The organism is Shouchella rhizosphaerae (assembly GCF_036700015.1).
Lineage (GTDB): Bacteria > Bacillota > Bacilli > Bacillales > Bacillaceae_D > Shouchella > Shouchella rhizosphaerae.
Genome location: NZ_CP144921.1, coordinates 4237678 through 4250622, shown reverse-complemented (window position 1 = coordinate 4250622; position 12945 = coordinate 4237678). Strand labels below are relative to the sequence as shown.

Here is a 12945-nt window from a genome sequence, read left to right as displayed (position 1 = left end):
GTATGTATGACTAGCGTTGGGAGGCAGCAGGATGAGAAAAAAACAAGGGCGATTAACGATCGTCAAACAAACTGAGGTTGCTCGAGACAGCTATGAGCTTGTGCTGGAAGGCGAATTGGTTAAGCATATGAGTCAACCTGGCCAGTTTTTGCATGTACGTGTGGATGAATCAGAAGACTTGCTCTTACGCCGGCCGATTAGCATTGCCAATATCGATCCTGAAAAAGAGCAAGTGACGATGATTTACCGCGCTGGTGGGGCAGGCACAAAACGCCTTGCTGCCCAAAGAGTAGGGACCGAAGTCGACGTGCTTGGGCCACTTGGGCAGGGCTTCCCACTTGAGGAAGCAAAACGGGGAGAAGAAGTGTTGTTAGTTGGGGGCGGCATCGGCGTTCCACCTCTCTATTATTTAGGAAGACGTCTAGTAGAAAATGGCGCCCGTGTTACTTCTGTGCTCGGATTCGCCTCGCAAGCGGATGTTTTTTACGAGCAACCGTTTAAGCAGTTGGGCAATGTCCATATCGCAACAGCAGATGGCAGTTACGGCGCTCCTGGCTTTGTCACTGACGTCATTAGCCAACAAAGCCTCGATTTTGATGTTCTCTATTCATGCGGGCCAACGCCGATGTTAAAGGCGTTAACAGCCCGTTACCGGGAACGGCGTGCGTTTATTTCCCTTGAAGAGCGGATGGGCTGCGGCGTGGGCGCTTGCTTTGCTTGCGTTTGCCACGTAGAAAATGGCCAGGCTCATGAGTACCGCAAAATTTGCACAGACGGGCCCGTCTTTCCAGTAGGGGAGGTTGTGCTGTAATGGAACGTTTGCAAATAAGCTTGCCAGGCTTAGAGATGAAAAATCCGGTTATGCCGGCATCAGGCTGTTTTGGTTTCGGAAAAGAATACGGCCAATTTTTTGATTTAAATCAGTTAGGGGCTATTGCGATAAAAGCAACGACAAAAGAGGCACGCTTTGGCAACGAAACGCCGCGAGTGGCAGAAACAAAAGCGGGAATGCTCAATGCCATCGGCCTGCAAAATCCAGGGCTTCAAGGGGTAATCGAGCAAGAATTGCCACGGTTTGACGATTACGATGTGCCGATACTCGCCAATATTGCCGGCTCAACGATGGACGATTACATCGAAGTGGCTGCAGAGCTGTCACAACAACGGAACGTTTCAGCAATTGAGTTGAATATCTCTTGCCCAAACGTGAAACAGGGTGGAATTGCGTTTGGAACAGTGCCCGAGATAGCGGCAGAGCTGACAAAGGAAGTCAAGGCTGTGTCAGCCGTGCCTGTCTATGTCAAACTTTCTCCCAATGTAGCGGATATTGTCGCCATCGCCAAAGCGATTGAAAAAGCGGGAGCTGATGGGCTGGCGATGATTAACACGTTGCTCGGTATGCGAATTGATGCCAAAACGCGTCGGCCTGTGCTGGCGAACCAATATGGCGGATTGTCGGGAGCCGCCATTAAACCAGTCGCACTTCGGATGATCCACCAAGTTAGCCAACAAGTCGACATTCCTATTATTGGAATGGGAGGCATTCAGACAGCGGAAGATGTGATTGAATTTTTACTTGCTGGAGCAAGCTGCATCGCTGTCGGCACGGCTAATTTTACGGATCCATACACATGTCCAAACATCATTCGTGACCTGCCGCATTGGCTTGACAGATTGGAAGTGCAATCAATCACTGACTTGATTGGAGGGAGCTGGAACGAATGAATAGGCCATTTTTTATCGCTTTGGATTTTGATGAGCACGCCAAACGCCAGCGCTTCTTGGAGTCGTTTGCTGCCGAAACGCTTGATGTAAAAATCGGTATGGAACTGTTTTACCGGGAAGGGTTGTCTGTAGTCCATGAATTAAAGGAAGCCGGTTATCGGTTGTTTCTTGATTTAAAACTTCATGATATTCCCAATACCGTTGGAAGGACGATGCGTGCTTTAGCCGAATTGGACGTCGATGTCGTCAATGTCCATGCTGCAGGGGGAAAAGCAATGATGGAAGCGGCTTTAGAAGGGCTCGATGCAGGGACAAGAGCAGGAAAACAGCGGCCGAAACTCATCGCTGTTACGCAGCTGACGAGCACGGACAGCCGTATGCTCGCTGAAGAGTTGCTGATCGATAAGGCGATGGATGAAGTCGTGGTACGGTATGCGCAGCTTGCCCAGGAAAGTGGATTAGACGGTGTTGTTTGCTCAGCCCATGAAGTCCCCCTTATTCGGGCAGCATGCAGCGATCGGTTTTTGACGGTTACGCCTGGCATTCGCAGGCAAGTCGACCAAGTTGGCGACCAAGTGCGTGTCGTCACACCAGGGGAAGCAAAAGCGCTCGGTAGTTGGGCGATTGTCGTCGGGCGAAGCATTACAGCAGCAGCAGATCCACTAGCTGTTTACAGAGAAATGAACCAAGATTGGAAAGGGGCGACCGAACATTGACTAGCAGAACCATTGCGAACCATTTACTTAATATAAAAGCGGTGACACTTTCACCTGCAAAACCGTATACGTGGAGCTCGGGATTAAAGTCTCCGATTTATTGCGATAACCGTTTAACATTATCTTATCCACATATACGTAACGAAATTGCTGAGGGGCTAGTTGCTATGATTAGAGAGGCTGCCCCTGACGCTGACATCATTGCCGGGACGGCAACAGCTGGCATCCCACACGCTGCTTTTGTGGCTGAAAAACTTCAATTGCCAATGATTTACGTTCGTTCGAGCGCTAAAGGCCATGGAAAACAAAATGCGATTGAAGGACATTTGCCGTCTGGCAGCAAAGTAGTTGTAATCGAAGACTTAATCTCGACTGGTGGCAGTTCCATTGCAGCAGCGGAGGCATTGCGCGCGGCTGGGGCAGAGGTACTGCTCGTTGCCGCGATCTTTTCGTATCAACTCTCGCAAAGCGATGAGAACTTTAATGGCGCTAAGCTTCCTGTCCGTGTGCTAACGACTTATGCTACGCTTGTCGAAGAAGCGCAGAAACGGGGCGCCATTACGAGCGAAGAACAAGCCAAATTGGAAGCTTGGCGGAAAAACCCTAAAGATGAAGCGTGGATGAATCTGTAAACTTTTCGTGAAGGGGCTGTGTTGATGAGACGAATGGAAGGCGCTGAATTCGATCAACTTGTTGATTTTTTTGATCAAATGGCAACGACGAATTGGCTTTCGCAGCTTCACAGTCACTTAAAGCAACAGTCAGGGAGTTGGCAAGGAAAAGCCGTTGCCGACATTGGCTGCGGGACAGGGAGGTTGCTGCTCCGAGGCTCAACGGAAGCGTCTGAATTAACAGGCGTCGATTTATCAGCAGGCATGGTGACACGTGCCAATGCCCTTTTTCAGGAGAAAGGGATCGCCCATAAAGCAAAGGCTGTGCAAGGGGATGCCGCATCGTTGCCTCTCGCAAGCGGTGCCTTTGACATCGCCTTTTCGACATGTGTGTTGTTTTTGCTGCCAGATTTGCACCAAGGTGTAAAAGAAATGGCCCGGATTTTAAAACCAGGTGGCATCGCAATCTTGTTAAACCCTGCTCCTGCAATGGCGGTGGAGACGGCGAGAGCCTATGCACAAAAACAGCAATTTCCGAAAGAGGAAACGGACTATTTGCTTAAATGGGCGACTGTCTCTGAACGCCGCCACCGAAAAAGTACAGCGGAGTTAAGCGACATTCTAAAAAACTGGGGTTTTGCCGACGTAAGCCACGAGCTTGTGCTTGAAGGCCTGGCCTTAATCAGCAAAGCGGAAAAACAACCGGCTTCTCCTTAACAACAAAGACATCTTTCCAGAAGCACAATGATTTTGTATGCTTAATGGGAATACAAGGAAAGAGGTGGCTTGTGTGGAAGAAGCGAACGAGAAAAAGGCAGAGCTTGAAGCGCGACTAGCCAGTTGTGAAAAAACAATTGCTCATTTAGTCGATGAAAATGCAAAAGCCAATGCCAAAATCGATGCGTTATTTGGTGTCATCCGGAGCATTAGTTCAATGACCGACCGCCATTTTGTCGAAGATGCAACCGCGATATTAGAGGCAAACGGCGATTTGTATAGAGCCGATGCGTATGGGCTAAGTTTAGAAGAATATAAAAAACAATTCGGCAAGTAGTGAGCAACTTTTACTTAGCAGCTGTTTTTCGCTGTCGTTGCCTTAACGGTTTGGGGGATCAACGGAAAGGGAAATTCGATACCCGCACTCAGACCATTCTGAGTCAGCTTTTCTATTAAAGAAAGGCTGGCTTTTTTGTGTTTGCAAGCAACACGGATACGAATGGCAGGTTTGGCGAAGGGCATGCTAAACATACATTATGACGCAATGGGAATAAGTTGGGGTTAACATGAGTAAGAAACAATTGCTGTTAGTAGGAGGAGCAAGCATCGTCGTTGCTGTGCTCGCCCACGCTCTGTTTTTTTATGAAACAGCAGCTGGCCGATTTATGGTAGGGCTAAATGACGGACTTGGGCAAATCCTGCCTTTTAAGCATTTTTTATACCAACAGTTAAAAAATGGTCATTGGAGTTATTCGATCCAGTTTGGTTTAGGCGCAGGCACGTTTTCACAACTCGCCTATTATTTTTCAACAAGTATGGTTTATTCCTTCTCTTGCCTGCTTGTTTATGTCGGGGAAATGAGCGGGCTGATTGCCAACGTTGACCTGTTGTTCTGGGGAAAGGCAGCTGTGTATATCAATGCAGCTAGGTTGGCGCTGATTCTCTTTCTGGCGACGAGTGTATTCCACTACATGAACATGTCTCTTCCGTACGCCTTTTTAGGAGCCGTTTTTTATGGGGTGAGTGTCATGTATTTCACTCACGGGATTTACTGGGAATTTTTTGCTGATGCCTTTTTGTGGTTGCCTTTGCTTGTCCTAGGCGTCGAAAAGCTGATCAGGGAAGAAAACCCGTTTTGGCTGATTGCTGCCATGAGCCTGTCACTTATCAATAACTTTTATTTTTCGTATGTACATTTTATCTTTTTAAGTGTATACGCTTTGCTACGCTGGCTGATTCGCTTTCCCGAAGACCGCCTGACTATAAACGTTCAACTGCGTTATTATGTGGCGATTGCAGTGCTCAGTTTTTTCATAAGCGCGGTGGCGTTTATTCCAGCGGTTAGCGGTTTTTTAAGCAACTATCGCCCGCCGTTTACAGACAAAGTCCCACTGTTTTCTGTCCATGATAATCTTTTATACGGAAGCAAATTTTGGCTGTTGCCTCCTTTATTTGTCTTGTTTGCTTGTATAAAGCAGCTTTATGTCGACAAAACGGCACGCTTGTTTATCGTCATTGCCCTATTGTTTTGCTTGTTCCATTACAGCCCGTTTGTGGCGAGCGTCTTTAATGGGTTTTCGGCGCCACAATTTCGCTTTGAGTATATAGGGACATTTGCGGTAGGGGGCGTGATTGCCCGTGGCATGATGCACTTGCAGGCGCTAACAAAGCCTGATCTTGCCCGTGGTGTCGTTGCCATGGTAATGATTTATATGCTCGCTTTTCTTCTTGACGATACGTTGTCATTGCCTTTTTTCTCTAGCCAGTATGCAGTCGGCATCGCCATTTTGGCTGTCGTAAGTGGGTTAGCCGTTTTGTGCTTGCGCCAGTCCCGCCAGAGGGTGGCTTTGCTTTGCGTCTTGTTCATCGTTTGCCAATTGCTGTTCATTAACGTCGGAGCGAGCACGTTTTTTTCGACTACAAGTACAAAACAAGCATCTGAACGCTTTATGAGCAGCGAGTCATACGATTCGCCTCAACAAGGGGAACTGATCGAACAAGCGTTAAAAAGGAAAAAGCACCCATTGGCCCGAATCGAATGGATGGTCGATTTCCGCAACAACACTCCGCTCATACAAGGTTTTTATGGCAATAGCGCCTATTCAAGTGTGCTGAACGGAAACATTCTCCAGTTTTACTACGATCATTTGCAAATTGACATGGGAAGAGAAAGTGTCAGCCGGTATTACGGTTTTGGTGATCGCGCCAATCTCCATAGCCTTATGAACGTGCAATTTAAGTTAGTTGACAAAAAGGAAGAGACTGCTATTCCTTACGGCTTCACTCTTTTCTCTGAAAATGATCGTTATGCGTTATATGAAAATCAATGGCTGCTCCCATTTGCCAGGGCAACGTCAAACGTCTTCCTTGAGGAAGACTTAGAAAAGTACAGTCCGCTTGTTCGCGAACATGCGATGTTAGAAGGGATTGTGCTCGCATCTGGAAAAGCAACCGCCAAAGCGGTTCCAGAGACAGATGTATTGGAAAGGGCGCGAATCAACGCAGTAGGAGGCACATACAAGAACGGCACACTCACTGTTACGGATAAGGTCGGCGGCATTGATATTGTATTTGTGAACCGGGCTGCCGAGGAAATCGATGATTATGTTTCGTTTTATTTGCAAAACCAATCGAAAACGGCACCCCGTTTTACATTGCAAGTCAACGATTACAAAGCGTGGCGCAAATCACGGAGTTCGATTTACAAAACAGATGCCAATGATTTGACCATTCGCGTTCCTTCTCGTGAAATCGTGTCGTTACGAGTGCCAAAAGGCATATACACACTTAAGGACTTATCGCTTCAAAGTGAGACGTATCAACGGCTCCAATATGTGTATGCCCGTGAGGCAAACAAACCCATTCACGTTTCCTTTGAGGGGCGAACACTGCGTCTTTCCTACGACAATAAAAAAGGCGACACTCATTTAACTGTCCCAATCCCTTATGAGAAAGGGTGGGAAGTGAGCGTCAATGGGAAGAAGCAGCAAGTCGAAAAGGCCAATTATGCTTTCCTCGGCACGGCGATTGCAGAAGGGAAAAATGAGATTGTCTTTTCTTATTTGCCGCCTTATTTTCGCACATCGCTTCTTCTAAGTGGATGTGGATTGTTGGCGACAGCGACGTGGATATATGTGCGCTGGCGAAGTACCTCATAAAATCGGCTAACTACACTCCTGTTTGCCGCTCTCGCCTGCGACCGTACAGGAGTGTGTTGTGCGATCATCGTACGTTTTCTAATCGATACGAAGCGAGCGGACAATGTCTTCTTTTGGCGTTACGAAAAGCGTCGTCTGCTTGTCGTATGTGACATAGCCAGGCTTGGCGCCGCTTGGTTTTTTCACATAGCGTATTTTTGTATAATCGACCGGAACGGAAGCAGAGTCGCGCGCTTTCGAGAAAAAGGCGGCGACAAGCGCTGCTTCTGTTAACGTTTCTTCATCTGGCGAGGCTGAGCGGATGACGACGTGTGAACCTGGGATGTCTTTCGTGTGGAGCCAAATGTCATCTTGCCGTGCGAGACGGTTTGTCAAATAGTCGTTTTGGCGGTTGTTTTTCCCTACTAAAAACTCAATGCCAGTAGAAGAACGGTATGTTTCTAACTGTGGTTTATCCAGTTGTTTTTTCTTCTTTTTGCCTTGTTGCCGCTTTTTAATGTAGCCACCTTCAATCAGCTCTTCGCGAATTTCCTCGATGTCGCGTGGAGAGGCAGAAGCCATTTGCGCGAGCAGCGAATCAAGATAGGCCAGTTCTTGTTCTGTTTTCTCTTGTTGATTCATGACTTCAATACGCGCCGTCTTCGCTTTCTGGTAGCGTTTAAAATAGGACTGCGCATTTTCTGCTGGGCTTTTCTGCGGGTCGAGGGCAATGGTGATGGTTTGGCCATTTTCGTCATAATAGTCAATGACGTCTACGGATGAAGCGCCGCGGTCAACGGCATGAATGTTGGCAGTTAGCAACTCTCCTTGTTTTTGGTAGCTGTCTGCTTCATCTGCTTGTTGAAGCGTCTGCTCTAACTTTTTTAACTTCCGTTTGTTTTTTTGGTATTCGTTTTTGAGCAAGCGCTCCAGATCGAACGCTTGTTGTTTGACCCGGTCCCGTTCTGCTTTGCCATAGTAATAGCGATCTAAAAGAGCACTTGGTGAGGAAAACACGTGGCGTTCCCCGTTTTTATGACTAAGATGAATGACTGAAAAATAGTCTTTTTCACCTTGCACGAGTTCTAGCGTATACTCGTGGTTTTTCAACGGTGCCAACGTGCTAACAAATGCAGGGGGCAACGTTTGCCGGTTAGCCAATTTGGCCCGGGCGACAATTTCAGCTGCGATCAAGGGAGAAAGACCCGCAAATGATTGGACAAGTTGTTTGTCCAATTTCCCTCCATGAAAATCAAGCGCGAAAAGAACATCTTTTTCTGTCGCCGTAAGAGGATCGAGTTTATTTTGCTCTGGTGGCCATTTATATGGCTGTCCAGGGCCAACGAGACGGTAACTGCTTTGGTCAAAGCGGACGTGCTTAATGCTGTCGATAATCGTGTTTGTTTTTTCGTCAACTAAAATAATGTTGCTATGTCGCCCCATGATTTCCACAATCAACGTTTTTTCTGTTGTATCGCCAAGCTCATCTTTATTGGCGACTTTTAAGACAATTATCCGGTCATAGCCATGTTGGGTAATCGACGTAATGATGCCGCCTTCCAGGTGTTTCCGCAACAGCATACAAAACATTGGCGGCTCGGCGGGGTTGTCGTATTTTTCCGTTGTTAAGTGCAGGCGTGCAAACACAGCGTTGGCAGAGGCGAGAAGGGCACGGGTCTTCCCTTTTGCTCGAACAGTAAATACAAGTTCTGTTTTAAATGGCTGGTGGATTTTATTAATCCGGCCGCCGACTAATTGCTGCAATTCATGTGTGATTGCTCTTGTCATCATGCCGTCAAAAGACATGTATCTCACCTCTTCATTCCTCATCTTCCGTTGCGACGATGTTTCACAATGAGTATAGCATTTTTTTGCCTGACACTGAATAAGATGGCTTGTATACCGAAGCATGTACAAGTTAGGGGGGCATCTTGTGAGTACAAGTGAATGTGGGGTGAGGCAATGAAATGGTATAGCATGAAGCCAGAGGAAGTCGAGTACAAAACAAATACAGATATAGCGAAAGGATTGACAGATAAAAATGTCAAAAAGCGCCTCAGCACATATGGCCCGAACAAACTAAAAGAAGCGCCACGGCCATCAGCGTTGGCCACGTTTTTGGCGCAATTTAAAGACTTTATGGTGCTTGTTTTGTTGGCTGCGACGCTCGTATCTGGTTTGATTGGCGAAGTGCTCGATGCGATTACAATTATGTGCATTGTGTTGCTAAATGGGATTCTCGGTTTTGTCCAAGAGCGCAAAGCCGAAAAATCACTTGATGCCTTAAAGGAGCTGTCAGCACCTAAGGTGGATGTCCTGCGCAATGGCGAATGGGGGCACGTTCCTTCAGCTGAAGTCGTCCCTGGTGATGTGATCAAAATAGGGCCTGGCGACCGAGTTGGCGCTGATATACGCTTGATCCACGTAGCCGGCTTGCGCATTGATGAAGCCTCGCTCACTGGCGAGTCCGTCCCTGTCCACAAACATGGACAGGAAATCGCCAAGCTGGATGTGCCAATCGGCGATCAGGAAAACATGGCATTTATGGGAACGATGGTGACGCAAGGAAGCGGAGTTGGCATTGTTGTCGGTACAGGAATGAAAACGGAAATGGGCAAAATCGCCCATTTATTGCAAGAAGCGCAACCTGTCATGACCCCTTTGCAACGGCGGTTGGAGCAGCTTGGCAAAACGTTGATTGCTGTCGCCCTATTCTTAACGGCGCTTATTGTCTTGATTGGCTTGCTTCAAGGTCATGATTTGCATACGATGTTTATTTCCGGTGTTTCTCTTGCCGTTGCAGCTATCCCAGAAGGTTTGCCAGCGATTGTCACTGTTGCACTCGCTCTAGGTGTGCAGCGAATGATTAAGCGCAAAGGAATTGTCCGCAAACTCCCAGCAGTCGAGACGCTCGGTTGTGCAACCGTCATTTGCTCTGATAAAACCGGCACCCTTACACAAAACAAAATGACGGTCAAGCAGCTATGGGCGAACAATGAATGGCTTCATGTGAGTGGCACAGGTTATGAAGCAGAGGGCGAATTTACGAAAAACGCAGAAGTAGTGGCGATTGCAAAACGTCCGACTTTTTGCCGATTGCTTAGTTATGGCGTCTTGTGTAGCAACGCTCAATTTGTTGAAAAACAAGAGGGAAAGAAAAAAAGCAAAACCGGCCTTTCTCTTGATGGCGACCCGACGGAAGGGGCTATTATCATTGCTGCTTTAAAAGCGGGCTTTACGAAAGGAGGGCTAGCAGCAACCTACAAGCGAGTCGAAGAATTTCCATTCGATTCAACGAGGAAAATGATGAGTGTGATCGTTAAAGACGAAAGCGGCAAAGCCTATGTCGTCACAAAAGGAGCACCTGATGTCGTTCTTGCCCGCTGCAACGCAGTTGCCACGGATGGGCGCACAGAGACGTTGACAGCAACCAAACAGACTGAAATTGAGGGCGTTGTCGAGCAAATGGCATCAAAAGCGCTAAGGACATTGGCGATTGCTTACCGTCCTTTGATGGGAAAGGAGAATGTCAAAGATGGCGATGATGCCGAAAGGAATTTAATATTAGTCGGCATCCAAGGCATGATTGATCCTCCTCGGGCAGAAGCAAAAGATGCGATCCAAGAGTGCCGAGAAGCGGGAATTAAAACGGTTATGATTACAGGCGACCATCAAGTGACGGCTGCCGCGATTGCGAAAGAGTTGCAGATTTTGCCAAAGGGCGGAAAAGTCATGGACGGAAAAACACTTTCCCGTTTATCGGTTGAAGAACTGGAAGAAGTCGTTGACGATGTGTATGTCTATGCCCGCGTTTCCCCTGAGCATAAATTAAAAATTGTCAAAGCACTGCAAAAGAATGGCGATATTGTCGCCATGACTGGGGATGGTGTTAACGATGCGCCAGCAATTAAGCAGGCGGACATCGGCATCGCTATGGGAGTGACAGGCACAGACGTTGCTAAAGAAGCTTCGTCACTTGTCCTTGCTGATGACAACTTCCTTACGATAAAGGAAGCAATAAAAGAAGGGCGCAACATTTACGAAAACATTCGCAAGTTTATCCGCTATATGCTGGCTTCGAACGTTGGCGAAATTTTGGTGATGTTATTTGCCATTCTGCTCGGCATGCCTCTGCCGCTTGTCGCCATTCAAATTTTATGGATCAACCTAGTGACAGACGGGCTTCCTGCTGTTGCTCTTGGAATGGACCAAGCGGAAGGGGATGTAATGAAGCGGAAGCCGCGCAAACAAGACGAAGGTGTCTTTGCCCGGGGACTTGGCTGGAAGATCATTAGCCGTGGTTTTATGATCGGCGCGGTAACGATTGCTGCCTTCTCACTCACCTATGAAAATGATCCGGCACAGCTTACGCTTGCGCAAACCGTTGCCTTTTTGACGCTTGTCATGGCCCAGTTAATCCATGTGTTTGACTGCAGAAGCGAATATTCGATTTACCACCGTCATTTGTTTGAAAACAAATACTTAGTTGGCGCTGTTTTCATTTCGATCTTGTTAATGGTAGCCGTTATTTATGTGCCTCAGTTGCAGCCTGTCTTCCATACAGTTGCGTTAGGGTTTAGAGAATGGCTGCTTGTTATTGGCATGGCGGCAATTCCAACGGTCGTCCTTGGCGGTTTCCAGCTATTTAAAAAGGAACCAAAGAACAACGCGAGAGAAAATACCCCCCTTGCCCCTTAAGCAAGGGGGCATTTTGTTGATGTCTTGTAAAAAATGAGGTAAAATACAAGATTGAATACGTATCTACTTGGGACTTCATAATCATTCGTATAACTCCTAGAAGATTTGGTATAATGGATGATAGAATGCATGGCTGACCGAAAACGGGGGATTATTTCATGACGATAAAGCTTATTAACATCGGGTTCGGCAATATTGTTTCCGCAAACCGGATCATTTCAATTGTCAGCCCGGAATCCGCGCCAATCAAACGAATTATGCAAGAGGCGCGTGACCGCAATATGTTGATTGATGCAACCTACGGTCGGCGAACGAGAGCTGTTATTGTTACAGACAGCGACCATGTCATCTTGAGCGCCGTTCAACCAGAAACGGTCGCCCAACGGCTACATACGAAAGAGGATGGAGTGGAAGACGCCTAAGCGAAAATGGAGGTAGAGTCAGTTTGATGAAAAGAGAAAAAGGGCTGCTTATCGTATTATCAGGGCCAGCAGGCGTCGGCAAAGGCACGGTTTGCGGGGCATTGCGGAACCAGAATACAGCGATTGAGTATTCTGTTTCGGCGACGACGCGGAAACCACGCGAAGGCGAAAAGCATGGTGTCAACTATTTTTTTAAAACGCGAGAACAATTTGAGCAAATGATCGAGGATGGAAAATTACTAGAATGGGCCGAGTATGTCGGCAATTATTATGGCACGCCCATTGACTATGTCCAGGAGACGATCAATGCTGGGAAAGACATTATTTTAGAAATTGAAGTGCAAGGAGCGCAAAAAGTCCGAACCGTATTTCCAGAAGGGGTATTTATTTTTTTAGCGCCTCCAAGCTTAAAAGAATTGCGTGACCGGATTGTCGGACGTGGCACGGAAACAGAAGACATTATTAATGAACGGATGACCGTAGCAAAAGAAGAAATTGATTTAATGACCATGTATGATTACGTCGTCGAAAACGATAAAGTCGAATGGGCCGTTGAGCGGATTAAAGCGATTGTAACAGCTGAACATTGCAAACGGGAACGCCTAATAAAAAAATACAAAGAACTTGTGGAGGTCGAAAAATAATGCTGTACCCTTCAATTGACAATTTGCTAGAAAAATTGGATTCAAAATACTCGCTTGTTACAGTCTCTGCACGCCGTGCTCGTGAAATGAAAGAAGACTCTGCCCGGGTGCCACTTGTGGAAAAGCCGAAGTCATATAAGTTTGTCGGCATTGCCCTTGAGGAAATTGTGAACGACCAGCTGACAAAGCGTGTGCCAAAAGAGGAGCAGTGAAAAAAGCGAATAAAAACGAAAGCTGTCTTCGTACACATTTGGTTTGCCATAACGGCACCTTTG

12 protein-coding genes are annotated in these 12945 nt (G+C 47.1%); 11 read left to right on the top strand and 1 reads right to left on the bottom strand.

Features of this window, described 5'->3' with window-relative positions; translation table 11 throughout:
- Positions 1-31: 31 nt before the first annotated feature.
- The 7 genes from V5G21_RS21235 to V5G21_RS21205 all read left to right on the top strand — a co-directional run bounded on the left by V5G21_RS21235 (position 32) and on the right by V5G21_RS21205 (position 6927).
- Positions 32-811 (top strand): dihydroorotate dehydrogenase electron transfer subunit, encoded by a 780-nt coding sequence (locus tag V5G21_RS21235; protein ID WP_011247175.1) that lies wholly within the window; start codon positions 32-34, stop codon positions 809-811.
- A complete protein-coding gene (locus tag V5G21_RS21230) occupies positions 811-1725 on the top strand; it encodes a dihydroorotate dehydrogenase (RefSeq protein ID WP_011247174.1) in 915 nt (304 codons plus the stop codon). Before V5G21_RS21235 ends, V5G21_RS21230 begins: the two co-directional genes overlap by 1 nt.
- A complete protein-coding gene (pyrF, locus tag V5G21_RS21225; RefSeq protein ID WP_011247173.1) occupies positions 1722-2441 on the top strand; it encodes an orotidine-5'-phosphate decarboxylase in 720 nt (239 codons plus the stop codon). Before V5G21_RS21230 ends, pyrF begins: the two co-directional genes overlap by 4 nt.
- Positions 2417-3073: an orotate phosphoribosyltransferase gene (gene pyrE, locus V5G21_RS21220; RefSeq protein ID WP_011247172.1), complete on the top strand. Its 657-nt coding sequence runs from the start codon at positions 2417-2419 to the stop codon at positions 3071-3073. Before pyrF ends, pyrE begins: the two co-directional genes overlap by 25 nt.
- 24 nt (positions 3074-3097) lie before the next feature.
- Positions 3098-3769 carry a class I SAM-dependent methyltransferase gene (locus tag V5G21_RS21215; protein WP_011247171.1) on the top strand — a complete coding sequence of 224 codons (672 nt, stop codon included), beginning with the start codon at positions 3098-3100 and terminating at the stop codon, positions 3767-3769.
- A gap of 73 nt (positions 3770-3842) precedes the next feature.
- Positions 3843-4106 carry a hypothetical protein gene (locus V5G21_RS21210; protein ID WP_035201533.1) on the top strand — a complete coding sequence of 88 codons (264 nt, stop codon included), beginning with the start codon at positions 3843-3845 and terminating at the stop codon, positions 4104-4106.
- A gap of 229 nt (positions 4107-4335) precedes the next feature.
- Positions 4336-6927 carry a YfhO family protein gene (locus tag V5G21_RS21205; protein ID WP_095235921.1) on the top strand — a complete coding sequence of 864 codons (2592 nt, stop codon included), beginning with the start codon at positions 4336-4338 and terminating at the stop codon, positions 6925-6927.
- Between the two features lie 78 nt (positions 6928-7005).
- Here V5G21_RS21205 and V5G21_RS21200 read toward each other — a convergent pair whose 3' ends face one another.
- Complete coding sequence (locus tag V5G21_RS21200) at positions 7006-8712, bottom strand: Rqc2 family fibronectin-binding protein (RefSeq protein WP_011247168.1); 1707 nt, start codon at positions 8710-8712, stop codon at positions 7006-7008.
- 156 nt (positions 8713-8868) lie between these two features.
- Between V5G21_RS21200 and V5G21_RS21195 the strand changes: the two genes are divergently transcribed.
- The 4 genes from V5G21_RS21195 (at position 8869) to rpoZ (ending at position 12882) form a co-directional block, all read left to right on the top strand.
- Positions 8869-11604: a cation-translocating P-type ATPase gene (locus V5G21_RS21195; protein ID WP_011247167.1), complete on the top strand. Its 2736-nt coding sequence runs from the start codon at positions 8869-8871 to the stop codon at positions 11602-11604.
- Between the two features lie 158 nt (positions 11605-11762).
- The gene (gene remA, locus V5G21_RS21190) at positions 11763-12026 is read left to right on the top strand and encodes an extracellular matrix/biofilm regulator RemA (protein WP_011247166.1); all 264 of its coding nucleotides are present in this window, start codon (positions 11763-11765) and stop codon (positions 12024-12026) included.
- Positions 12027-12052: 26 nt separating this feature from the next.
- Entirely contained in the window at positions 12053-12670 is a 618-nt protein-coding gene (gmk, locus tag V5G21_RS21185) for a guanylate kinase (RefSeq protein ID WP_011247165.1), read from the top strand.
- On the top strand, positions 12670-12882 hold the full coding sequence (gene rpoZ / locus V5G21_RS21180) for a DNA-directed RNA polymerase subunit omega (RefSeq protein ID WP_011247164.1): 213 nt from the start codon (positions 12670-12672) through the stop codon (positions 12880-12882). The genes gmk and rpoZ overlap by 1 nt, the downstream gene beginning before the upstream one ends.
- The last annotated feature ends 63 nt before the right edge of the window (positions 12883-12945 follow it).